The organism is Citrobacter sp. Cpo065 (assembly GCF_030332805.1).
GTDB lineage: Bacteria > Pseudomonadota > Gammaproteobacteria > Enterobacterales > Enterobacteriaceae > Citrobacter > Citrobacter portucalensis.
In genome coordinates this window covers 558,767-583,966 of record NZ_JAOWHC010000031.1, presented here as the reverse complement: position 1 = coordinate 583,966, position 25,200 = coordinate 558,767, and the positions used below count along the sequence as shown (strand labels likewise).

The 25,200-nt window shown below is 53.7% G+C and carries 18 protein-coding genes; 5 read left to right on the top strand and 13 right to left on the bottom strand.

Going from position 1 to position 25,200, the window contains the following annotated elements:
- Positions 1–72 precede the first annotated feature (72 nt).
- Positions 73–1,326, bottom strand: a complete 1,254-nt coding sequence (gene amiC, locus OGY68_RS13880; protein ID WP_048215635.1) for an N-acetylmuramoyl-L-alanine amidase AmiC — start codon at positions 1,324–1,326, stop codon at positions 73–75.
- A gap of 234 nt (positions 1,327–1,560) precedes the next feature.
- Here amiC and argA point away from each other — a divergent pair, with 234 nt between their 5' ends.
- Positions 1,561–2,892 (top strand): amino-acid N-acetyltransferase, encoded by a 1,332-nt coding sequence (gene argA / locus OGY68_RS13875; protein ID WP_003034012.1) that lies wholly within the window; start codon positions 1,561–1,563, stop codon positions 2,890–2,892.
- 97 nt (positions 2,893–2,989) lie between these two features.
- Here argA and recD read toward each other — a convergent pair whose 3' ends face one another.
- The 12 genes from recD to rppH form a co-directional block, all read right to left on the bottom strand.
- Positions 2,990–4,819 (bottom strand): exodeoxyribonuclease V subunit alpha, encoded by a 1,830-nt coding sequence (gene recD, locus OGY68_RS13870; RefSeq protein WP_057067298.1) that lies wholly within the window; start codon positions 4,817–4,819, stop codon positions 2,990–2,992.
- On the bottom strand, positions 4,816–8,361 hold the full coding sequence (gene recB, locus OGY68_RS13865) for an exodeoxyribonuclease V subunit beta (RefSeq protein ID WP_149617952.1): 3,546 nt from the start codon (positions 8,359–8,361) through the stop codon (positions 4,816–4,818). Before recB ends, recD begins: the two co-directional genes overlap by 4 nt.
- Positions 8,354–11,242, bottom strand: coding sequence for a pitrilysin (ptrA, locus tag OGY68_RS13860; protein WP_286579634.1), 2,889 nt, complete (start codon positions 11,240–11,242; stop codon positions 8,354–8,356). Before ptrA ends, recB begins: the two co-directional genes overlap by 8 nt.
- 179 nt (positions 11,243–11,421) lie before the next feature.
- Positions 11,422–14,790, bottom strand: coding sequence for an exodeoxyribonuclease V subunit gamma (recC, locus tag OGY68_RS13855; protein WP_286617109.1), 3,369 nt, complete (start codon positions 14,788–14,790; stop codon positions 11,422–11,424).
- Between the two features lie 12 nt (positions 14,791–14,802).
- Complete coding sequence (locus OGY68_RS13850) at positions 14,803–15,126, bottom strand: prepilin-type N-terminal cleavage/methylation domain-containing protein (protein WP_008785708.1); 324 nt, start codon at positions 15,124–15,126, stop codon at positions 14,803–14,805.
- Complete coding sequence (locus OGY68_RS13845; protein WP_275163127.1) at positions 15,111–15,518, bottom strand: DUF2509 family protein; 408 nt, start codon at positions 15,516–15,518, stop codon at positions 15,111–15,113. The genes OGY68_RS13850 and OGY68_RS13845 overlap by 16 nt, the downstream gene beginning before the upstream one ends.
- On the bottom strand, positions 15,515–16,078 hold the full coding sequence (locus OGY68_RS13840; protein WP_057067306.1) for a prepilin peptidase-dependent protein: 564 nt from the start codon (positions 16,076–16,078) through the stop codon (positions 15,515–15,517). Before OGY68_RS13840 ends, OGY68_RS13845 begins: the two co-directional genes overlap by 4 nt.
- The gene (locus tag OGY68_RS13835; RefSeq protein WP_057067307.1) at positions 16,069–16,539 is read right to left on the bottom strand and encodes a prepilin peptidase-dependent protein; all 471 of its coding nucleotides are present in this window, start codon (positions 16,537–16,539) and stop codon (positions 16,069–16,071) included. Before OGY68_RS13835 ends, OGY68_RS13840 begins: the two co-directional genes overlap by 10 nt.
- Before the next feature lie 182 nt (positions 16,540–16,721).
- Positions 16,722–17,516 carry a thymidylate synthase gene (gene thyA, locus OGY68_RS13830; protein WP_003033990.1) on the bottom strand — a complete coding sequence of 265 codons (795 nt, stop codon included), beginning with the start codon at positions 17,514–17,516 and terminating at the stop codon, positions 16,722–16,724.
- Between the two features lie 6 nt (positions 17,517–17,522).
- Positions 17,523–18,398 (bottom strand): prolipoprotein diacylglyceryl transferase, encoded by an 876-nt coding sequence (lgt, locus tag OGY68_RS13825; RefSeq protein ID WP_003825606.1) that lies wholly within the window; start codon positions 18,396–18,398, stop codon positions 17,523–17,525.
- Positions 18,399–18,588: 190 nt separating this feature from the next.
- Complete coding sequence (ptsP, locus tag OGY68_RS13820) at positions 18,589–20,835, bottom strand: phosphoenolpyruvate--protein phosphotransferase (protein ID WP_003825604.1); 2,247 nt, start codon at positions 20,833–20,835, stop codon at positions 18,589–18,591.
- A 12-nt stretch (positions 20,836–20,847) separates the two neighbouring features.
- Positions 20,848–21,378 (bottom strand): RNA pyrophosphohydrolase, encoded by a 531-nt coding sequence (gene rppH, locus OGY68_RS13815; protein ID WP_003825602.1) that lies wholly within the window; start codon positions 21,376–21,378, stop codon positions 20,848–20,850.
- A gap of 684 nt (positions 21,379–22,062) precedes the next feature.
- On the opposite strand from rppH, the gene mutH reads away from it, so the two are divergent.
- From mutH to OGY68_RS13795, 4 genes are all read left to right on the top strand, one after another.
- Positions 22,063–22,758: a DNA mismatch repair endonuclease MutH gene (gene mutH / locus OGY68_RS13810; protein WP_003033965.1), complete on the top strand. Its 696-nt coding sequence runs from the start codon at positions 22,063–22,065 to the stop codon at positions 22,756–22,758.
- 74 nt (positions 22,759–22,832) lie between these two features.
- Positions 22,833–23,546 (top strand): TerC family protein, encoded by a 714-nt coding sequence (locus tag OGY68_RS13805; RefSeq protein ID WP_032949961.1) that lies wholly within the window; start codon positions 22,833–22,835, stop codon positions 23,544–23,546.
- A gap of 144 nt (positions 23,547–23,690) precedes the next feature.
- Positions 23,691–23,909 (top strand): lipoprotein YgdR, encoded by a 219-nt coding sequence (gene ygdR, locus OGY68_RS13800; RefSeq protein ID WP_000758660.1) that lies wholly within the window; start codon positions 23,691–23,693, stop codon positions 23,907–23,909.
- 106 nt (positions 23,910–24,015) lie between these two features.
- Entirely contained in the window at positions 24,016–25,056 is a 1,041-nt protein-coding gene (locus tag OGY68_RS13795; protein ID WP_003825597.1) for an NADP(H)-dependent aldo-keto reductase, read from the top strand.
- The last annotated feature ends 144 nt before the right edge of the window (positions 25,057–25,200 follow it).

Below are 25,200 nucleotides of genomic sequence, written 5' to 3'. Positions count from 1 at the left end.
ACATTAAACACCTTAACGGGTGTTTTTTTGTTTCTGCCGCCCATAAAAAAAGCGCTTTTCAGCGCTTTTTTGTTATCCCCTTCTCGCCAGCGTCGCCCCATCGGCAAAGTAGGCTTTAATCCCTGCCAGAATCGACTCTGCAACTTCCTGCTGGAAGGTCGCCGTTTTGAGTTTGCGCTCTTCCTCAACGTTACTGATAAATGCCGTTTCGACCAGAATAGACGGGATATCCGGCGCTTTTAGTACCGCAAACCCGGCCTGTTCAACCTGGTTCTTGTGCAGATTGTTGATTTTGCCAAGCTTACTCAATACCGCTTTACCAAACTTCAGGCTGTCGGCGATGGTCAGCGACTGCACCATGTCGAACATGGTGTGGTCGACGTAGCGGTCACCGCTCTTACTGACACCACCAATGAGATCCGAGGCGTTCTGGGTCTGCGCCAGATATTTCGCGGCGGTACTGGTCGCACCTTTGGTCGAGAGCGCAAACACCGACGAACCGCTGGGTTGTCGACTGGTAAAGGCATCGGCGTGAATAGAGACAAACAGGTCAGCACGCTGCTTCTGCGCTTTCGCCACGCGGACTTTAAGCGGAATGAAGATATCTTCATTTCGTGTCATAAAGACCTTCATGTTGCCCTCTTTCTCTATGAGGGCTCGCAGGCGGCGGGCAATCTGCAGCACCACATCCTTTTCACGCGTCTTGTATTTCCCCACCGCACCGGAGTCTTCTCCGCCGTGGCCCGGGTCCAGCATAATGACAATGGGACGATCGCGCCCCGCTTTACCCGGCTGCGGGCCACTTTGTGCAGGTGGCACCTGTTTATCCAGATCGCCCTTGTTGTAATCTTCCAGCAATGCCAGCAGCGGATCCTGAACGTCCTGGGCATTCGCGGGATAGAGATCCATTACCAGACGTTCTTTAAAGCCTGCCACCGGAGCCAGCGCAAAAAGTTGCGGCTTCACATTCTGTTTCAGCTCGAACACCATCCGCACGGTCTTAGGATCAAACTGGCCAACGCGCGCCGACTTAATATACGGATCGTCAGGACGAATCTGCGTCCCAATGCCCTTGAGCACCGAGTTCAAATTAACGTCTTCAATATCCACAACCACACGCTCAGGATTACTCAGGGCAAACTGTTTGTATTTCAGCAGACGGTTAGATTCTACCGTGACGCGAGTGTAGCTGGACGCAGGCCAGATACGTACGGCAACGACCTGACTCACGGCCGCCAGACCCACCTGGCTGACGCTCAAAAGCCACATAGCACCCGCACCTTTCAATAAACGGCGGCGACTGATTGCTGAATTGGATCCCGACATGCTTCTCCCGAGCAAAGAAATCTTTTTTAGAGGTAATACGTAAAACGTCCGAATTGACCGGAAACTTTAGCGAATGACGCATAATCTGTCATCTATAAAAGGGTAAACATTCTTTTTATATTCACGGCATTACTGAGAAAAATCTTCGGCATGGGTAAAAATTACGCTTGCGCACAGCGCAAAAACAGAATAAAAATACACAAATTACGAATAATCATGCAATGAGGGTGTGCCGTGGTGAAGGAGCGTAGAACCGAACTGGTACAGGGATTCCGCCATTCTGTTCCCTATATCAATACCCATCGGGGAAAAACGTTTGTCATTATGCTGGGCGGCGAAGCCATCGAGCATGAAAACTTTTCCAGTATCGTCAATGACATTGGGCTTCTTCATAGCCTCGGCATCCGCCTGGTCGTGGTCTATGGCGCACGACCGCAGATTGATGCCAATCTTGCGGCACATCATCATGAACCGGTGTACCACAAAAATACGCGCGTCACCGACGCTAAAACGCTGGAGCTGGTCAAACAGGCTGCGGGTTTACTTCAGCTTGATATTACCGCCCGCTTGTCGATGAGCCTGAATAATACGCCATTGCAGGGTGCACACATCAATGTGGTCAGCGGCAATTTTATTATCTCCCAGCCGCTGGGCGTTGATGACGGCGTAGATTACTGCCATAGCGGGCGAATTCGTCGCATCGATGAAGATGCCATTCACCGCCAGTTAGATAGCGGCGCGATTGTGCTGATGGGCCCGGTCGCCGTTTCCGTCACCGGTGAGAGTTTTAACCTGACGTCAGAAGAGGTCGCCACGCAGTTGGCTATCAAACTGAAGGCCGAGAAAATGATCGGCTTTTGCTCGTCTCAGGGTGTCACCAACGATGATGGCGATATTATCTCCGAGCTGTTTCCTAACGAAGCCCAGGCTCGCGTTGAGTTGCAGGAAGAGAAAGGCGATTACAGCTCCGGCACGGTGCGCTTCCTGCGTGGGGCAGTGAAGGCCTGTCGCAGTGGCGTACGTCGCTGCCATCTGATCAGTTATCAGGAAGATGGTGCATTGCTGCAGGAATTGTTCTCCCGCGACGGGATCGGTACGCAGATCGTAATGGAAAGCGCCGAGCAGATCCGTCGCGCTACCATTAACGATATCGGCGGGATTCTGGAGCTTATCCGCCCGCTGGAGCAGCAAGGTATTCTGGTGCGCCGCTCGCGCGAGCAGTTGGAAATGGAGATCGACAAATTCACGATTATTCAGCGTGATAACCTGACCATCGCCTGTGCCGCTCTGTACCCTTTCCCGGAAGAGAGAATTGGCGAAATGGCGTGTGTAGCAGTGCATCCGGACTACCGTAGCTCGTCACGCGGGGAAGTGTTGCTGGAACGAATCGCCGCGCAGGCCCGGCAAATGGGGTTGAGCAAGCTGTTTGTGTTAACCACACGCAGCATCCACTGGTTCCAGGAGCGCGGCTTCACGCCGGTGGATATCGACCTGCTGCCGGAAAGCAAGAAAGAGATGTACAACTATCAGCGGCGGTCAAAAGTGCTGATGGCGGATTTGGCATAGGAGTGGTTGCCGGATGCGGCATAACTGCCTTATCCGGCCTACATCGCTGGCACATCTTTTTTAGGCCGGATGGCGCTGACGCTTATCCGGCCTACATCTACATCATGCCGTCATTAAATAATGCTGACAGTCCGCTGCGGCGTTCAGTGCGGGTGGCAATGGCGTGGCTCAATATCCGCTCATCGGCATACAGCGACAGGCGGCGACGCGCGCGGGTAACGGCGGTATAGACCAGCTCGCGGGTAACCACGGGTGAATGCTGGCTGGGTAAAATCAACGCCGCATGGTCAAACTCAGATCCCTGCGATTTGTGCACCGTCATCGCCCAGGTGGTTTCATGTTCAGGCAAGCGGCTGGGCTGCACCGATTTGATAGAACCATCCGGCAACGCAAACCACACCCTCAGGCCCTGTCCACGATCGAGGGCAATGCCGATATCACCGTTAAATAATCCCAGCGAACTGTCATTGCGCGCGATCATCACCGGCCTTCCCTCATACCAGCGGCTATGCGTCGAACGATGAATTTTACGTTTTTGCGCCATCACCTGCTCAATGCGTTCATTCAAACCACTAACGCCAAACGGACCTTCCCGCAGGGCGCATAGCAGTTGATACTCATTGAAGGCCTGAATGACAGCCCCCGGCTCGGCACCCCCGTGCAGCAAATCCAGGTAGTGCCCATATCCCGACAGCGCCTCATCCAGCATCGCGGCATAATCCTCGCTGCTGTGTAGCGTGCGTTTTTCGATGTCGCTAAATCCCTGCTGGAACACCGTTTTTATCGCAGTTTTGTCGCCGCGATTAATCGCCGCAGCCAACTGACCGATTCCGGAATCGCTGCCGAAACGGTAGCTCTTTTGCAGCAGGCACAGACTGTCGCGCAACGCTGCTGCCTGAATTCCCGAACCGGCAGGAATAGCGCTCCCGGTCAGGCGACTGAGCTGGCGGGCGCGTTCCGGGGTAAACCCGTCACCGACGAAAGCACAGATATCCCCCAGCACGGCCCCCGCTTCGACGGAAGCGAGCTGGTCGCGATCGCCCAGAAAAATCACCCGTCCGTGCGGCGGCAGCGCATCGATAAGGCGCGACATCATCGGTAAATCAATCATCGAGGCTTCATCCACCACCAGCACATCCAAATGCAGCGGGTTTCCCGCATGATGACGCAGGCGCTGACTGCCAGGCTGAGCGCCTAATAATCGATGCAGCGTACTGGCGTCATCGGGGATGCGTTTCTTTTGCTCATCGGTTAGCGGTAGCTCTCGTAACGCCGCTCCCAGTGAGGCGGTCAGGCGCGCAGCCGCTTTTCCCGTTGGCGCCGCCAGTCGTATACGACAGCGCTCACCGTCGGCCATTTGAATCAACGCCGCCAGCAGCCTTGCGACCGTTGTCGTTTTTCCCGTCCCCGGTCCGCCTGAGATCACCGATATCCGGCGGGTGAGCGCAACAGCAGCGGCTACTTTTTGCCAGTTAACCCCCTCCGATGGCGGAAACAGCGCCGCCAGCGTGTGGGTCAGCCGTTGTTCATCCACTTCAATGGCGTGGTTCACTTCACTGAAAAAGCGAGCTACCGTACGTTCGTTGTGCCACATCCGGTTCAGATACAAGCGATCGCCGTACAGCACCAGCGGCGTGGGTTGCTCGCCACGGCTTACCGCACTGGAAGCCAGCAGACATTCCGCCCAGTCTTCTGGTTCGCCCGTTTCAGCGAGCCAGGCGCTTAACAGAGGATGCGCGTCCTCGCTCAGAGATAACCGTGAAAGCGGTAAGCAGACGTGCCCTTCTCCCGCTTCACGACTGAGCAACGCCGCAGCCAGCGCAACGGCAGGGTTGTCACTTCCGGCAACCGCCAGCGCGAACTGAGCATCCAGAGGCCGGAGCTGTTTTTGCTCAACAGCCTCCAGAAATCGTTTCTGGATTGTCATAGCATCGTCTCCTGCACCGCACCGGCAAACATCTCGTCCATCAACGCAATCAACTCTCCGTCAGGTCGGGTCGCGTAAATTCCCTGCTGCGGATTTTCACTGTCAACGCCGCGCAGGAAGAGATAGATAACGCCGCCAAAATGGCGTTCATAATCGTAATCAGCAATGCGATGGCGTAAGTAGCGATGCAGCGCGAGGGTATAAAGTTGGTATTGAAGGTCGTAGCGATGCGCCTGCATGGCAGAGGCCATTGCCTGCTGCGTATAGGCGGAGCTGTCTTCACCCAGCCAGTTCGATTTGTAATCGAGCAGGTAATAACGCCCCTGGTGGCGAAATACCAGGTCAATAAAGCCTTTCAGCATGCCGCGAACCTGCATAAAGTCCAACGCAGGGCACCCCGCCGAGAGCGGATCGTATTGGCGAATTAACGCATCAAGCTGGTTGGCCATTAACGGCTGCGAAATCGGCAGATAAAACTCCATCTCCACCTGTTTTTCACGCGCGGATAGCTGGCTCAAACTCACGCCCGTCTCGTTGAGAGGCGCCTGCAAAATGGCGTCCAGCCATTCGGTCAAAACCGGCGTCCAGTGTGCGTCATAACCGCCCAACGCCAGTTGCTCCTCGACCCAATGCGGATCCACCGGTTGCGTAAAATCGAGATTTTCAAACAGGCTATGCAAGAACGTACCCGGCGAAGCGCCGCGCGGGAACTGGTGCGGTGTGAGTCCTGACTCTTCAATAACCTCACCGACGCCTGCGGCATCGATATCCAGTCGTGGGATCAGATCCTGCGCGATACCCTGTCCACGCTGTTGCAAACCGGAATAACTGGTCACGCGCCAGCTATCACCGGGCTTACGCTGCAGTATTTTTGCACTCAGTTCGCTGCTAACAGCCTGCGCAACCTGCCAGGGTTCACCGTCAGGCTGCGCGGGTGTCTGGCAAGCAATATCATTGCTGCAAAGCGCTTCAATCGCGCTACGCAGACCCACGGCATCCATCGGCTCACCTTTTTGCAACAGGCGACCAAGGGCACTCTGATGCACATCGGTATCCCCTTTTTTATCGCTCCGACGTCGTACCAACGGCGCAACGCCAAGGCTGCAATGCCATACCGAACGGGTTAGCGCGACATACAGCAAACGCAGGTCTTCCGCCAGACGCTCTGCTTCGGCTAGCTCAACGCTCTCCACAGCATCGCTGAGATCCAGCACGGCTTCAAAAGAGCTACGATCGTGGTAGAAAGCCTGATCCTGAACGCGGAAATTGGTGATAAACGGCAGCCAGACCAGCGGATACTCCAGCCCTTTCGATTTATGGATGGTGACGATTTTGACCAGATGCTTGTCGCTTTCCAGCCTGAGCTGCTGGCTGGACGCGTTGCTGTCGGGTTCAATAATATGCTGGGACAACCAGCGCACCAGCGCATGCTCGCTTTCCAGCTGCGAGCCCGCTTCCTGCAACAGTTCGCTGATATGTAAAATGTCGGTCAGTCGACGTTCGCCTCCCGCCGTCGCCAGCAGGTTCTCTGCAATCTGGCGAGCCGTCATCAGCGCACGTAGCATCGGCATCACGCCGCGTTTATGCCAGATCTGACGATAGCCGTCGAATTCTTCGACCACCGCATCCCAGGCATTCTCGTCGGTATTTAACGCTTCAATATCCTGCGCATTCAGCCCCATCATTGAGGTCGCCAGCGCGCTACGCAACGTGTTCTCACGTTCCGGCGTCATCACCGCCTGCAGCACCCATAGCAACTCCTGCGCTTCCAGTGTTTCAAATACGCTGTCACGGTTGGAGAGGTAGACAGAGGGAATGGCCAGTTGCGTCAGCGCATCACGGACCAGCGCCGCTTCCTGGCGGCTACGCACCAGTACGCTGATATCTGACGCGCGTACCGGGCTGGATGCTTTGCCACTGACCAGTTGCGCTGCGCCAGAATGCCCAGCCTTAAGCCAGTCGCGAATTTGTGTGGCGCACACCTGGGCCATGTAGCTCTGATAATCGCCTACGCCGCAACTTTCTCCTTCCATCAGCCACATACTCATAGCTGGCTGCGTTTCGCCGTGCAAAACAAACCGTAACGCCTGGTTTTTTTCTGCGGATTTTACCGGGCTGAAAGGGATTTCGCGGAACATAAAGGCGTCGTCCATCTGGCTGAAAAGCGTATTCACGCTATTGACCATGCCGGGGGCCGAACGCCAGTTGGTATCAAGCGTATAGTGTGCGCTGACTTCGCTGCGCGCCTTCATATAGGTGAAGATATCCGCGCCGCGAAACGCGTAAATTGCCTGTTTCGGATCACCAATTAGCAGCAGTGCGGTATCCGGCTGATGCTGCCAGATCCGACGAAAAATACGGTACTGCTGCGGATCGGTATCCTGGAATTCATCGATCATGGCGACCGGGAAACGAGTACGAATAGCCGTCGCCAGCGCATCGCCGCTTTCACTGCGCAACGCCGCATCCAGACGGCTGAGCATATCGTCAAAACCCAGCTCGCCGCGGCGACGTTTTTCCTCGGCAACTGCCGAGCGGATCTCCGCCAGCGCCCGGGTGATCACCAGATCGCGGAGAGTTAACGGTTCGCTAAGCAGTTCATCAATAGCGACAAACAGCGGGTGCTGAGGGGTTATCCCGCCCGCTTTGGTTCGCTCTTCCAGAAAACGCTGTGAGAATTTCTCCAGCGCGTCAGGAAGCTGGTAACTTTGTGTTTCTTCCTGCGCCCACGCGCTGATCTTTTCGATCCACTTGCCCTGATTACCGCGATTAAATTTACGCCGGTCAATTCCGGAGGCTTCCATCAGGCCATCCAGCTCATCAACAGAATCACGCCATTGCTGCTTGATCTGGTTAATGCGTGCGAGAATTTGTTCATGCCGGGCGGCCAGCGTTTCGTCATCAGACGGTGGCGCCTTGATAACCGGCGCTTCCCCCTGCAGATAGCGATCGATATCTCTCAACAGCGCTTGCGGTCCTTTCCACGTTTCAAAAACCACCTGCGCAATGTCGCGAGGCAGCGGGTAGCAGTGCCGACGCCAGAAGTCCGCGCAGGCCTGATAGCGCAGCAGCGATTCATCTTCTATCAGTTGCTGTTCGAACAGCATGCCTGACTCAAAGGCATTGAGACTGAGCATACGCTGACAAAAGCCGTGGATGGTAAACACCGCCGCTTCATCCATCTGTCTTTCAGCCAATAGCAGCCACTGCGCGGCCTGTTTTTTATCGGCAATTTCATCTAACAAACGGACATATAGCGGGTTGTCGGTGGTTTCACGCAGGCAGGCAATTCGCAGTTCATGAATATTGCTACGAATTCGACCACGCAACTCTTCGGTAGCCGCCTCGGTGAAGGTGACCACCAGTAGTTCTTCGACGGTCAAAGGACGAGGAAAGGCGGCAGAGCCGCCCAGTCCAAGCAGTAAACGTAAATACAGGGCGGCGATGGTAAAGGTTTTACCGGTGCCCGCAGAGGCTTCAATCAGACGCTCGCCCGTCAGGGGCAAGCGCAGTGGATCAAGGGACTCAGCGGCATCATTCATTCTTATCACTCATCAGGGGTAAGGTTTGCTGCAACGCGCTGACGGTCTGCCACACTTTCCAGCCTTCCGGGCGCACATATTCTGCTTTCCCATTCTGACTGCCGGAAACCTGTGACAATATCGCCATGCCTTGCGGCTCAACCACCGCCTGATGGAAGAAGTCGGCAAGTTTTTGCGGCGTCAGCAGTTTAATCTGAGCCACTATTTTATCACGTGAATCGAAGCGCATATTGCCGCGATCAAAATCTTTGCTTAACTGTGAGGCTTCTGCCCCCAGCGTTTGCGGCGCCTGCAGCATTTGCGCAATAATCGCCTGCTGAATTTGCGCGAACTCTTCAGGTTTCATCGCCCGCAGCTTCGCTTCCGCCGTCGGGAAGAACGCTTTATAACGCTCCCAGAGGTAAGACGGCTGCTTATCACTGCTTTGCAGCAGGAACCCCATTCCCCACTGACGGCCAACGCTCATCGGGAAAGCAAATACGGCGTAGCCTAACTGTTCTTCAGTACGCAGCTGATTGTAGAACCACGGCTGAACAATCTGACCTAACATAGCGCTGTAGGCTGAACTGGCGTATTCATCGTATCCGGTTGGCACAAATACCGCGGCCAGCGCTGAATCCGTGCTGCTGCCTGCTTTTTCAAAGATGACGGACTGCTTCTTGTCCACAACCACATCTTTGTTGCGACACCACTGTGATCCGTTCGCACCAAGCTGTTTTTGGATATCCCGCGCCATGCTCGTCGTCTGAGCTTCGCTCATATTGCCAATGACCAGGAATTCAGGTCGCGCACCGGTTTTTAAGGCGTCGCGGTAGGTCATCACCTCTTTCAGGGTGATGGAAGGCAGCAGCTTACGGCGCTCGTCGCGGGAGAAGTACGGTACCTGAGAAAGCATCTGCACCGGCATAATAGCCTGATCGTAAGCTTTACCCTTTTCTGCGGAATCCATCATCTGGGCATACCAGGATTTCGCCTGTTCCAGCTGTTCGTCCGTTGAGGTATAGCTGAAATATCCGCTCAGCAGCGCCTGAAAAAGCTGCGGCAAACGTTGGGTGTAGCCGTTGGCGTTAAGCATCAACCCATTGTTAGCGTTGGTAGAGAAACCAATTCCACCTACCGATGCCTGGTTACTTAACTGATCGAGCGCAATCCCTGCCAGGTAATCGTTAAGTGCGAATAAGACCTGGTTGCGGGCGCTGTCCATGGCTTTCGGGTTACGCAGGATCACGCTGACGTCAGCCTTCGGCTCGCTGGCAAAATACTGGCTCGGGGCATACACCACGCGTAAATCCGGCTCATCAACGATCAGCTCAGGATGAGCATATTTTTTATCCGTCTTAATCAGCGTGAAATCATCCGGAATGTAGGGGTTCAACTCCGGTAACGACAGCGCAATGCCCTGCGCTTTTTGCTGCCAGTCGGCAAAGGTTTTGTCGCTGATTTTATCCACCTGGTAAGGCGCATCGACAAAATAAGCGGTTTTATTATGCGGCTCTTTCGCGCTGATATACCAGATACGCGCATTCTGCGGCGTCATCATTGCCAGACGTTGCTCAACGGCTTTCGCATCGTACTGGTCAGCAATATTCACCGCATCCAGCGTATGCTCGACGGGAACGCGGATCATGGTATCAGCCAGCCATTCCACGTAGTCCATATCACGGGTGATGGAGGGATAACGGAAATCGAGATCCAGCACGTGCGCCAGCTCGTCAAAATAGCGTTTATCGACACCTTTCTCGCGTAACAAATTGAGGTAGCTAAAGATTGCCGCGACAACTTCATCGCGGTTCGCCAGCCCCTTGTCGGTTAACGTCGCGGAAATGGCTAATACGCCGCTGTTCCCGTTGACCACCGGATCGGAGTCTGCGCGAATACCTTCAACCAGGCCCTGCTTTTGCAGCCAGTCAGACAACGTGCCCGGGCTACGATTGCCAATCAGGTAGGTCACCAGTTCATCGGTTTTACTGCGGAACTGCGCGCTGTTGTTATCGATACGAAACTCGACGCGCAATACTTTACGCGGCATTGCCGGAACATAGTGGATGATGATGCCCTTTTGCGCATCAGTGACGACCGGGACGCTAATCTCAGGCTTTGCGATATTCCTGTTCGGTACGCGCCCAAAGGTGTCAGCCGCTATCCGCGCCAGCTCTGGCAGCGGTTTATTGCTATAAATCACCGCCTTCATCAGGTTCGCAGAGTAGTACTTTTCATGAAATTTTTGTAATGCTTGCAGCACCGGGTTGCCCGGTTTATCGCTTAATGTCTCAAGATTCCCGCCAGAGAAACGCGAACCTGGGTGCGCCGGGTTGATCGTCTCAGCGCTCACCTGCGCCATACGCATCCCGTCTCGGGTACGCGCCAGTGTCAGCTCGGAGTTAACCGCGTTACGCTCGCGGTCGGCATATTTTTTATCCAGCAATGGATCGGCAATAGCATCCGCCAGGCGATCCACCGCCCCCACCAGCGCGTCGTTTTCGACTTCAAGATAGAAGGCCGTACGATAAGGCGCAGTGCTGGCATTGTGGCTACCGCCGTGCATTTTCAGGAATTCAGCCAGGCTGTCCGGCTGTGGGTATTTTTTCGAGCCCATCAGACACATGTGTTCGAGATAGTGCGCCAGTCCCTGATGATCGTCCGGATCTTCCAGCGAACCCACGGGGACTACCAGTGCAGAAAGGGATTTAACGGCCTGAGGATCGGATACCAGCAGCACAACCATGCCGTTATCAAGGCGCACGGCCTGATACTGACGGGTGTCTTTATCGCTTTTACGGATGGTTTCAGCTAAAGGCTGCCAACCGGTATCTGCCTGACTTACGGGAACCCAAAGGGCGACGAACAACAGTAATGCGCTGAACCAGGTGCTGCGGGGCATTCACAAACCTCATCATTAACGAATTCACCTGTTCACTACAAACCACGCATAAATACATGATCTGAACAGGGCAAGACTATGTGCTGAACGAGCCAGCATCTTCTCTTTGTAAGAATCAGTCCGTGACAGAATGCGCATCATAGTGGAAGCCATCGAATTGCGCAATTTTTATACAATCATCATGACTGATTAAAGCGAAAAATCGGTAACAGGTAGCGCTGAGACTTTAAAACAATAGCCTCCTGCGTATCAGCATCCAGTTGACGCCAAAGACGCTGATACCAGATATCATCACCTTCGCCACGTACCATCATGTTGCCTTCATAGGCTTGCAGAAACTTACTGCGCGCTTTTTGCAACGTTGCATCGTCATCTAACATGGCATCATTTGCGGCGTCATAACAGGTTTTTATCCATGCACCACCGCTTTCGGGCAATACCAGCAACGGTGACGACATGCCTTCCCGAAACCCCTCAATGAGTTGCGACAGGTACAGCAGCGCCTGTTCTGCATCCAGCGGCGGAAAACGCCATTCTCCGTCTTTACGCAGGAACAATCGGCTCTCTCCCCTACCGCCACTGGCACAATAGACAAGATGTTCCAGCCAAAGTTGCACACCCTGCGCAATGCTTATCAAAGATGGGCGCCAGCGCAACAAACCGTCTTCTTGCACCTGCGGCAGCCAGCCGGTGATTTGCACGCCGTGACAGTTAAGATCGATTTCCATGCTCTGACAGGGCTGACGACAGGCGATAATGCGTTCAGCCAGCGACTGCATTTCCTGACGCTGCGTATCCCACAGAATTTCGCCAAACGGCCCATAGGGTAGCGCGCCCGCCGCACGAAAACGGCGGAACAGTCGTTCAGCATCGTTCTCTTCAACCAGCGTATTAAGCAATTGCTGATTAAGCTGGTAGCGGGTCAACCCTTCAAGAGTGAAAGGTTCCGTATCCGGGATCTCACTCTCTTCAGAGCGGAAGTTGACCCTTAAACGCATCTGGAAAAAGGCGCGTACCGGATGTGCCCAAAATCGCTGCAGCGTTTCCAGCGTTAGCGTTTCTGGCATTTCAAAGGGAAGAGGCTGCACAAAATCCGTGTGCGCTTTTCCTGACAGACTCGCCGCAGGCAGCCATTCCCGGGCATAGCTTTGCTGTTCGCCCGGCAAATAGTTTTGTGCATCAAAGGGCATACGGGTATGCAAACGGGTTATGTGCGCTTTTACCCTTGCCTCGCTTTGATCGCAGGTCAACGATTCATCGCCCGGCAGGTAGTGGCTTTGCCCGATGTAGTCCATCAGTTCTTGTACCAGCACCGACGGGAAGCGCTCGCTGTTATCCTGAATAGAGCGGCCAATGTAGCTGATGTAGAGCGTCTGCTGTGCCGAAATTAATGCTTCGAGGAACAGATAGCGGTCATCATCTCGACGACTGCGATCGCCCCGCATCGGTTTTTGGCTCATTAAATCAAAGCCCAGCGGCGCAAGTTGACGCGGATAAACCCCATCGTTCATACCCAGCAGGCACACCACTTTGAACGGAATGGAGCGCATCGGCATCAGCGTACAAATGTTAACGGGCCCCGCCAGGAAGCGCTGGCTGATGCGTTCCTGGTCAAGGCGCTGGGCTAGCTCATCACGCAACAGAGAGAGCGGTATAGCATCGCCGTACTCGGCCCCTAAACCTTCGGTAATAATGGCCTGCCACTGCTGTTCAATCAGCGTCATTGCAGCTTCGGTGTCCGCGTCCGGTAGGAAGAAATCATTAAGCATTTCCCGACAAATGGGTAGCCACTCTTCCAGCGGTCGTTCCTGCGCTAACCCTCTACGCCAGAGATTAAGCTGCATCAGCAACGAGGCCAGATGCCCTACCAGTTCGGCAATCAGGCCGCTGGACTCATCGTAAGGCAATACCGATTGCCACTCGCCCTGCGAGCTTTCCATCGCGTAGCCGAGCAGCATACGCGTTAAACCAAATTGCCATGTATGCTGACCTGTAGGTGGAAGTTCCAGTTCACGCACGTTATCGTCGTCAATTCCCCAACGAATCCCGGATTCATTGACCCATAAGCGAAGATAGCGCAACCCTTCTTCATCAATGTTGAAACGCGCCGCCAGCACGGGAACATCCAGTAACGCCAGGACATCCTCTGAGACAAAACGGCTATCCGGCAGCGACAGCAGGCTGATAAAGGCCTGTAAGACGGGATGAGACTGGCGTGCCCGACGGTCAGATATTGCATAAGGTAAGTAACGCTCGGCTGGCGCGCTACCAAAGACCGACTGAATGAATGGGCTGTAGCTGTCGATGTCCGCCACCATCACAATAATATCGCGCGGCGTCAGCGTTGGGTCCGCTTCCAGCATGGCCAACAGCCGGTCATGAAGAATTTCCACCTCGCGCTGTGGGCTATGGCAGACATGGAAAGTCACACTGGTGTCGTTCAGCTCAAGCCGGCGTTTATTGTCGCTACGTGAATATTCTTCCAGCGTAACGCCCGCCACGGCATTACTTTCGAGTTCCAGAATATCTGATTGAATATTATGCAAAAGGTTGTCAGGCGTAATATCGACAAACGCATCCAGTTCCTGACTGTTTTCCAGCTCCGAAAGCAAATAAATGTAATCACGCCCCAGCTTGCCCCACGAGGCCAGCATCGGGTTGCCCACATCCTGTTCGCCATCGCTGTTAAATAATCCTTCGGCTTTCTGGTTATCACGAAACAGCGGCAGATGCCGTTCTTCAAAGCTGTGCCGACGCTGACGAGCCATCAGCTTCGCCAGCCAGGCAGGATCTTTAATGTCGCCCCAATAGTAGCGACAAGGGTTGGTAAACAGCAGATGAATATCAATGTGCTTACCCAACGCCTGCAAGGCCTGCAGGTAAACCGGCGGTAGCGCCGAAATTCCGCAAATAAAGACGCGAGAAGGCAGCCCCTGCGGACATTCAGACGCATTTTCCAGGGTCTGAATAAATCGTTGGTATAAATTGGCACGATGCCAGCGCGGCTGGCCCAATTCCGCGGTGTATTCCACCAGCGCTTTCCACAACGGTGCCTGCCAGGCCTGAGACTCGCCGAGTCCCTCAACCAGTCGCCCCGCTTCCCACTGGGTCAACCAATCAGGGCGGTAGACTAAATACTGGTCGAAAAGGTCAGCCGCGCGCGAGGAAAGCTGAAAAAGCTTACGTTTATCAGTATCGTCCGTCAGATAGTGGCGTAGCAATGCGAAGTCATCGCTATCCAGCAATTGTGGCAACAGCGTCATCAACTTCCAGCTCATACTCTGTTTGCTGAACGCACTCTCTTTCGGGATATCCGGCAGCACGCGCACAAACATATCCCAGATAAAACTCGCGGGCAGCGGAAAGTCGATATTGGCGGCAATACTAAACTTCTGTGCAAGAGTCATTTGTAGCCACTGCGCCATACCGGTACTTTGAACCAGGATCATCTCAGGTTCAAAGGGGTCGTCCAGCCGCTCGCGCTCAACGATAAATTCCATTAACGCTTCCAGCACATCCAGACGGTTGGAGTGGTAGACCCTTAACATAGCGACTCCTGACTACTGACGATTCGGGCAATGCAGACGCGTCATCTGACCCTGCCTGCCGAGGGGTGAAGAAATTATAACGTTGATGCTGACACATCCCGCTCTCGTTGTCTGCATTCGGTTAACCTGCCAGTTCACAGGCGATGAAAACGGGTACAGCTGGGTTTGCTGCCAGGCGTGGCGCCAGAGTTGCTGATACTGGTTTCTGATGATAAAGCTGTTCATTAGCACCCGCTGGTATCCTGACAACGCGGTCACAATCATTATCATTAGTACCATTGCCAGCATCACTTCCGGCAGACTAAAGCCACGCTGTCTGTTCAGGGGATCTGGCATAACGTCTGCTCCTTTAGCGGACAAAAATCGCTCCAGCCACGCGCCGAGAATTCTATGTTGCCATCAATAACCCCCCCCTGACGCCATAACGATATCCCTTCATAGTGGGCAATAAGCAGAACAAAATTATTGGTAAGCAGGCGCAGGCAAACCGCGGCATCCTGCGTGGGAACGCGCCGACACTGTACAGGGGGTTGTAAGCGCCAGGGCTGCATACGCCCCCATTCCATCCCGGATTGCACTACCGCCTGACGCTGCAGCGCCTGACTTTGTGTGACCACACGCGCAGCAAAACTGGCCTCCTGTCTGCTAACGCCTTGCAGCAGCAGACTACCGAGCACCAGCAGCAACAGGACCATTGCCAGAGAAGATACGCCTCGCTCACGGTTCACAGGTTGAATCCCGTAACGCTGTAGACCGCTTCAACAACTTTTTGTGGTTGGTCATTGCTCACTCCACGCAAACGCAGCGTAAGAAGCGGGGAATATCCGCTGAAATTCAGCCTTTCAACCTGGAATGCCTCAATCTGCATCGTGGCCGGATCGGTCATTTTCTCCCATCCTTTGCCAGTGCAGCCGGTGGCTCCACGCACGGTTTCCAACACCTTGTCCTGTAAACGAAACCCAATAGAATCAGCCTCTTTCACGGGACTGCTTTCCCAAACGCCATTGCTGTTGGCATCCCATCGGGCAATAACACAGTCTCCCTTAGCCGATATCACCAGTCCCTCTCCGACACAGTTTCCCCGGCAATACCCCGCCCGCTGAAGATGCTTCGCCACGGTGTAGACCCGCTGCCATATTTCATCTTCCAGTACTAACTGGCGCGTGTTACGCAGAATCTCTCGCTGTAGCGCCGGTAAAAATCGTGCTGAGCTAAGCAATAAAATACTGCTAATCGCCATGGCAATGAGCATCTCCAGCAGTGAAAATCCCCGTTCATTTACTGACATAATCTGGCCTCATCGCGCTCGCAAAGCCTGATTCGCCCCCAGCCAGACACCACCACGCGCCATTCCCCACTCGCATTTTTCAGACGTATATGTCCGGCCCATGCCGTATTGCGCAGTCCAAAAAAGGCCAGTGAAGGTGTTATCTCTGCCATTTCGACGTCGTCCCAGGGCGGTGTAAAAACCAAAGACGAAGCGGGTCGACACGTGGTTTGCGAAGCCGCAGAGCTGACAAAACACCATGATGTGCCATCCCGAATCACGCTTATCACATGATCGCGGTTACGCCAGTTAGCATCTTCACGCAGTTGCAGCAGGTAGTCCCGCACCTGGCAGGCGGTCTGCCACAGCCGCTGTTGCTGCTGCCAGCGCTGCCAACCATACAGTCCAGATGCACCAAGCGCCGCGACAATCAGCATCGCAATCAGGGTTTCGAGAAGCGTGTAACCTTGTTGTTTTTTCATGTCGCCAGTATGGCGTGAGGAAAATGAATAACGAGCGGGAAATTCGGTTTCTACGGCGAGCTATGGGGAATATTTAGCACGTTACAGGCCGTTGCAACATTTCAGGAATCCACGCCGAAGAACGCGATTTGAGACAAAAAAACCGACGCACATGGGCGTCGGTTGTGACAGCATGAAACAGGTTAGATAGCTACCGGTGCTTTAATACCCGGGTGCGGATCGTAGCCTTCAATTTCGAAGTCTTCGAAGCGATAGTCAAAGATTGATTCAGGCTTACGTTTGATAACCAGTTTCGGCAGCGCGCGCGGTTCACGGCTAAGCTGCAGATGCGTTTGATCCATATGGTTGCTGTACAGGTGCGTGTCGCCGCCGGTCCAGACAAAATCACCCACTTCCAGATCGCACTGCTGCGCCATCATGTGTACCAGCAAAGCGTAGCTGGCAATGTTAAACGGCAGGCCGAGGAACACATCGCACGAACGCTGATACAGCTGGCAGGAGAGCTTGCCATCCGCCACGTAGAACTGGAAGAACGCATGGCACGGTGCCAGCGCCATTTTATCCAGCTCACCGACGTTCCATGCGGAAACGATGATGCGGCGAGAGTCCGGATCATTTTTCAGCTGGTTTAGCACGGTGGTGATCTGGTCGATATGGCGACCATCTGGCGTAGGCCACGCGCGCCATTGTTTGCCGTAAACCGGGCCTAAATTACCGTTTTCATCCGCCCATTCGTCCCAGATTGAGACGTTGTTTTCATGCAGGTAGGCAACGTTAGTATCGCCCTGCAAGAACCACAGCAGCTCATGAATGATCGAGCGTAAATGGCAGCGTTTAGTCGTAACCAGCGGGAACCCTTCCTGCAGATTAAAACGCATCTGATGACCAAAAATGGAAAGCGTTCCGGTTCCGGTACGGTCGTTTTTCTGTGTGCCTTCATCCAGCACTTTTTGCATCAGTTCTAAATACTGTTTCATGGTTCCTCAGGAAACGTGTTGCTGTGGGCTGCGGCGGTACGCCCAAACCATCATAATAATGCCTGCGACAATCATCGGGATAGAGAGGATCTGACCCATGCTGATGTACTGTACCCAGGTGCCGGTAAACTGCGCATCCGGCTGGCGGAAGAATTCAACAATAATACGAAACGCGCCATAACCAATCAGGAACAGACCGGATACCGAACCCATCGGGCGCGGTTTGCGAATGTACAAGTTCAGAATGATAAACAGCACAACGCCTTCCAACGCCATCTCATAAAGCTGTGAGGCGTGGCGTGGCAGCGAGCCGTAGGTATCAAAAATAGACTGCCATTGCGGGTTAGTTTGCAGCAGTAAAATATCTTCGGTACGGGAGCCGGGGAACAGCATGGCGTACTTGAAGTTCGGGTCAACGCGTCCCCACAGCTCACCGTTGATAAAGTTGCCCAGACGCCCTGCACCCAAGCCAAACGGAATCAGCGGGGCAATGAAATCAGAAACCTGGAAGAACGAACGCTTAGTGCGTTTGGCGAAGATAATCATCACCAGGATCACACCGATAAGTCCACCGTGGAAGGACATACCGCCGTCCCAGACGCGGAACAGATACAGGGGATTATCGAGGAATAACGGGAAGTTATAGAACAGTACGTAACCAATACGCCCACCGAGGAAAACCCCGAGGAAGCCCGCATACAGTAAGTTTTCTACTTCATTTTTGGTCCAGCCACTGCCCGGACGATTCGCGCGGCGCGTCGCCAGCCACATCGCGAAAATAAACCCCACCAAATACATTAAGCCGTACCAGTGAAGCGCGACGGGTCCGATTGAGAAAATGACCGGATCGAAATCCGGAAAATGCAGATAGCTACTGGTCATCTGTCACCACAAGTTCTTGTTATTTCGCTGAAGTCAGACAGCAATTGATAAGCGCGCCTGCATAATGCAGGCGCTCCAAAGGTGCGAATGATAGCACAAGGGGTTAGAAGCGGATGCCGGGAAGATGTAAAAGATCTGTATAGGTAATCTCTATCCCCCGTAATACCTGATAGCGCTACGCTTATCAGACCTACAATCCCCCGCGAATCAAGCCCCCCATGCCACGACGCTCCATGAAGGCCGCTACCTGATGGCGTACTTCTGTTGCCATCTGTGCCTCCAGGCTGCGCTGCGCCAGCGTTTGCGCCTCATCAAAATCGATATGGCGCAGCAGATATTTTACGCGAGCGACAGAACGACCGTTCATCGACAAATGACGGAAACCGAGACCGATCAGAATAGCCACGCACATCGGGTCGCCCGCCATTTCACCACACAGGCGCAAATCGATACCGCTTCTTTCGGCTTCCTGCGCAATCATCGCCAGCGCACGCAACATCCCCGGATGCAGGCTGTCATAAATGCTGGCTACCCGTGTGTTGTTACGATCGACGGCCAGTATGTACTGGGTAAGGTCGTTGGTTCCAACCGAGATAAAGTCTATCCGGTTTGTCAGATGCGGCAGCATGAACACCATCGACGGAACTTCCAGCATGATGCCAATGCGCGGTTTCGGGATCTCGTAACCGATCATCTCCTCCACTTCGCGTCCGGCGCGTTCAATCAAACGTCGCGCTTCGTCCACTTCATCGATGCTGGTTACCATCGGCAGCAAAATGCTCAGGTTTCCGGTTGCCGCATTCGCACGCAGCATAGCGCGAACCTGGATCAAAAAGATCTCCGGCTGATCGAGCGTTATGCGGATCCCTCGCCAGCCAAGGCAGGGGTTCTCTTCACTGATCGGCATATAGGGCAGCTGTTTATCGGCGCCGACATCCAGCGTACGCAGGGTCACCGGCTTGTCGTTAAACATTTGCAGCATCCCCTGATACTGCGCAACCTGTTCTTCTTCCGAAGGAAAACCGCTTTGCAGCATGAACGGAATTTCGGTGCGATACAGGCCAATGCCGTCGATTCGGCTACCCAGCTTTTCTTCATGTTCCGGGCTGAGGCCCGCATTGAGCATCACCTTCACGCGCTCGCCGCTTTTCAGCTGTGCTGGCTGGTTGACGTCGTCTTCCGCCAGGCGGCTCAGCTCAATTTCTTCACTGATAAGACGCTGGTATTCCTGGATCAATACCGGTTCCGGATCGACCAGCAGTTCACCGCGATAACCGTCCACCACCAGCGTACGGCGATGCAGCACCGACGGCTGGATATCGGCCCCCATGACGGTAGGGATACCCAGCGCACGCACCATAATTGCCGCATGAGAGTTGGCTGCGCCGTCCCGGACAACCACGCCAACTAACCGGTCCTGAGGAAGCTCCGCCAGCGTGGTCGCCGAAAGTTCGTCCGCCACCAGCACAAAGCGTTCCGGCCAGGCATTTGGCCCCTGGATAGAGTCATCAAGGTGGAACAGCAGACGCTGGCCCAGCGCGCGTAAATCTCCGGCCCGCTCTTTGAGGTAGTTATCGCTCAGCGCAGCGAACTGTTCGGCAAACTTTTCGATGATCGTTTTAACCGCCCACTCGGCCACCGAACCGTTATCCACTTCCGCAAACAGCTCGCGGCGCAGACGGGTATCGGAAAGTAAGTGCGAGTAAAGATCAAAGATCGCCGCCGTTTCTTTCTGCGCCCCAGCGGTAAAACGCTTGCTGTAGCGGCGGAATTCGTTCGCCGCCTCTTCCAGCGCACCGGTCAGTCGCTCGCGTTCAAGCACAGGATCCAGCGTTGAAGCCTGGTAGACCTGTTCCATCAACGGCAGCGTCGCATCCTGCCAACCTTCGGCTATTGCCACACCGGGAGCGGCTGGCAGCGCACGGATGCGCGTTTGACGGTACTGGCCGAACAGCGCGTTTAGCTGCGACTGCGAAAGTATGGCCGCCATTTGCGTGGCGAGCGTGACGAGGAAAGACTCTTCACTTTCATCGTACTGACGCAGTTCACGCTGCTGCACCACCAGCACACCTAAAAGCTGGCGACGCTGAATGATCGGTACGCCTAAGAATGCACGAAAACGCTCTTCTTTTACCGAAGGAATGTATTTAAAGCTGGGATGTTTTTGCGCATCGGCGAGGTTGATAGGTTCCGCCAGCCTGCCAACCAGGCCAACGATACCTTCATCAAACGCGAGTGCGACAGTGCGACCACGTGGTTTTTTTAGTCCCCGGGTCGCCATGAGGTAATAACAACGTCGATCGTGATCGGCCAGATAGACCGAGCAGACCTCTGTATCCATCGCAAGACAGATGTCGGTAACCAGTATATTCAGCGCTTCGTTCAGACGCGGAGCACTGGCCACCTTTTCGACTATTTCGCGCAGGCGGGTGAGCATAATTTGCGTAGCTTAACCTCTTTTACGTCTGTACGCAGGTGCGCTTTGCGGTTTAGGAGTGCTCTCCTGAAGCGCCATGACAACACTTGCGAATTCTTTCATCACCCTGCGATAGACATCGCGTTTAAATGACACCACCTGTCGAACCGGATACCAGTAACTCACCCAGCGCCAGCCGTCGAACTCAGGTGTACTGCTGGTTTGCATATTGATTTCAGCATCGCTGCTGACCAATTGCAGAAGAAACCATTTTTGTTTCTGGCCGATACAAACCGGCTTCGTGTCCCAACGCACCAAACGTTTCGGTAACTTGTAACGCAACCAGTTACGAGTAGAAGCAAGGATCCGTACATCTTTACGACTGAGACCCACTTCTTCAAAGAGTTCCCGGTACATCGCCTGCTCTGCTGTCTCTCCTGCGTTGATCCCACCTTGTGGGAATTGCCAGGAGTGCTGACCAAATCGCCGGGCCCACATGACCTGCCCCTGGCGGTTACAAATTACTATCCCTACATTCGGGCGGTAGCCATCGTCATCAATCACCGGACTACCTCAACATAAACCTTATATACAAACGATTGTTTCACACTCCTGAGGGGCGGTAAACCACTCTGTTAAGGGTGCGATATTCTAATAACAATTGAATAACTCACAGTTAAAGGCCGAGTTATAAACAGAAGAAGGGCAAGCAAGGCGATTTTATTCACCTTTTCTGTGGATATAGTTGTGAAGAAGTACGGAATTACTATGGGAAAACCCAGAACAGTCCGAATAAGACATTCGTCACATATCAAAAATACTCTTATACATTCATAAAGTTAAAACCGATCCACGCAGATAAACACACAGAAATGTGATGTGCATCACGCATACGATCTTCACGCTGATGAAAGATCGACCAGCGTTGGTTTTATCCACAGATTATGCCAATAAGTTAGGCACAATTTGTGTGAAAATTCGATTTTCGTCGCACGTCAAGGCTGTAAATTGAAACAGTAGTGGGGGTTTTTCACAGTTATCCCATCTTTCTGTGGATAACATGGTGTAAGATCCTGTTCATTGTCAGTGACCAGAATTGGAAAACCCGCTTCGCTGTTGCGCAACTCTGCGAACGTGAATCTAAAAACCAATATAAATCATAGAATTGAATAAAGCATGTGGAAAAAGATAAACTCTGTCCACACGGTATAAAATCATTGCTCATTTTTTCACCTAAGGGTTAACCCGATGCCAGAACTCCGTCCGTTGCTTTCTCCCCCTGAATCTGAAGCCCAGTTGCTGAGCCAGGCACGGCAGCTTTCGGGCTACGCGTTAGGAGAATTAGCGGCAATGGCGGGAATCGTTACGCCGAAGGATCTTAAGCGCGATAAAGGCTGGATTGGCGTCCTGCTGGAAATCTGGCTCGGTGCCAGCGCGGGCAGTAAACCAGAGCAGGATTTTGCGGCGCTGGGCGTGGAGCTGAAAACGATCCCTGTGGACAGTCTTGGCAGACCGCTGGAAACCACCTTTGTGTGTGTGGCGCCGTTAACCGGCAATACCGGCGTCACCTGGGAAACCAGCCATGTACGACACAAACTCAAACGTGTTCTGTGGATCCCGGTAGAAGGCGAACGCAGCATCCCTCTGGCTGAGCGCCGCGTCGGCTCTCCCCTGCTGTGGAGCCCGAATGAAGAAGAAGACCGGCAATTGCGTCTGGACTGGGAAGAGTTAATGGACATGATTGTGTTAGGTCATGTCGAACGCATCACCGCTCGCCATGGGGAAGTACTGCAACTGCGTCCTAAAGCCGCCAACGCCCGCGCGCTTACCGAGGCCATTGGCGCCAACGGCGAACCCATCCTGACCCTGCCACGCGGCTTTTACCTGAAAAAGAACTTCACCCGCGCATTGCTTGAGCGACATTTCTTGTTCCAGGCGCAATAGGCACCGTCCAGCCTTTCACCCGCCGCGTTACGGGCCTATAATTACCGCTTCTTTTTTTGGCAGGACTTTGTTCGATGTTATTTGCATGGATAACCGATCCTAACGCCTGGCTTGCGCTCGGTACGCTGACGCTGCTGGAGATCGTTCTTGGGATCGACAATATTATTTTCCTTTCTCTGGTTGTAGCCAAACTCCCGACAGCGCAACGCAATCATGCCCGACGTATTGGGCTGGCGGCGGCGATGATCATGCGTCTGGCACTGCTGGCTTCTATCGCCTGGGTAACGCGGCTGACAAACCCGTTATTCGAGCTGTTTGGCGAGGCGATATCAGCACGTGACCTGATCCTTCTGCTGGGGGGATTGTTCCTGATCTGGAAAGCCAGCAAGGAGATCCACGAATCCATTGAAGGTGAGGAAGAGGGGTTAAAAACCCGCGTATCTTCTTTCCTGGGCGCGATTGTGCAGATCATGTTGTTAGACATTATCTTCAGTCTGGATTCCGTGATTACTGCGGTTGGCTTGTCCGATCATCTGTTTATTATGATGGCGGCGGTGGTGATTGCCGTAGGCGTGATGATGTTTGCCGCGCGCCCAATTGGCGAGTTTGTCGATCGCCACCCTTCGGTGAAAATGCTGGCGCTCTCGTTTCTGATTCTGGTCGGTTTTACGCTGATTCTGGAAAGTTTCGACATCCACGTTCCGAAAGGATATATCTATTTCGCCATGTTCTTCTCTATCGCGGTAGAGACCCTGAACCTGTGGCGTAATAAAAAAAATCCGCTCTGATGAAATCCATCGCTCCCCGCAAGGGGAGCGAATGCCAGCCACACCTACCCCTTCTCACAGTTTAAGATTTTACTGCTTTCACCCTGCACAACTTCGCGTTATTACTAAACTATTGTCAGACGCAGGCCATGTGAGGATAAGCAGATGAAAAAATGGGCAGTTTTGATTTCCGCCGTAGGACTGGCTTTTGCCGTTTCCGGATGCAGCAGCGATTATGTAATGGCGACAAAAGATGGTCGAATGATCCTGACCGATGGAAAACCAGAAATTGACGATGATACTGGTCTGGTGAGCTATCACGACCAGCAGGGCAATGCGATGCAGATTAACCGCGATGATGTGTCTCAAATCATTGAACGCTGATGGTTGAGGTCAGCAGCGCGCTGGCCTTAACAATTTTACTTCCCTTTTTCTCTTCCCTCAGCCATTTTTATAATCCTTATGTCGCGATTATAAAAAGGAAACGGCTATGCAATATCACCGTATACCCCACAGCTCGCTGGAAGTCAGTACACTGGGGCTGGGCACAATGACGTTTGGTGAACAAAACAGCGAAGCCGACGCACATGCACAGCTCGATTATGCCGTAGCACAGGGCATTAATTTGATCGACGTTGCCGAGATGTATCCGGTACCGCCGCGTCCTGAAACCCAGGGTCTCACCGAAACCTACGTAGGTAACTGGCTCGCCAAACACGGCAGCCGCGAAAAGCTGATCGTTGCGTCTAAGGTCAGCGGACCATCACGTAACAACGACAGCGGCATTCGACCGAATCAGGCGCTGGACCGTAAAAATATCCGTGAAGCGCTGCACGACAGCCTGAAAAGACTGAAAACCGATTATCTGGATCTGTATCAGGTTCACTGGCCGCAGCGCCCGACCAACTGTTTTGGTAAGTTAGGCTACAGCTGGACAGACTCCGCGCCGGTCGTTTCCCTTCTCGATACGCTGGACGCTCTGGCCGAGTTTCAGCGCGCCGGGAAAATTCGCTACATCGGCGTTTCTAATGAAACCGCGTTTGGCGTGATGCGCTATCTGCACCTGGCGGACAAACACGATCTGCCACGCATCGCCACCATCCAGAACCCCTACAGCCTGCTGAACCGCAGCTTTGAGGTTGGACTGGCTGAAGTGAGCCAGTATGAAGGCGTTGAGCTGCTGGCCTACTCTTGCCTGGGCTTCGGTACGTTAACCGGGAAATACCTGAACGGCGCGAAACCTGCCGGTGCACGCAATACGTTGTTTAGCCGTTTCACGCGCTACAGCGGCGAGCAGACGCAGAAAGCCGTTGCGGCCTATGTGGATATCGCGAAACGCCATAATCTGGATCCTGCGCAAATGGCGCTGGCATTCGTGCGTCGTCAGCCGTTTGTCGCCAGCACTTTGCTGGGCGCCACGACGATGGAGCAGCTAAAAACCAACGTTGAAAGCCTGCATCTGGAGTTGAGCGAAGAAGTACTGGCAGAGATTGAAGCGGTGCATCAGGTGTATACCTATCCTGCACCGTAACAGTTAGCGCCTGATGGCGCTACGCTTATCAGGCCTACAAAGTGAGCATCCTGTAGGCCGTATACGGTAACGCCGCCATCCGGCACATTCATAGCATACTTATCTCGCACCGTGACGATTAGCGCCTGATGGCGCTACGCTTAT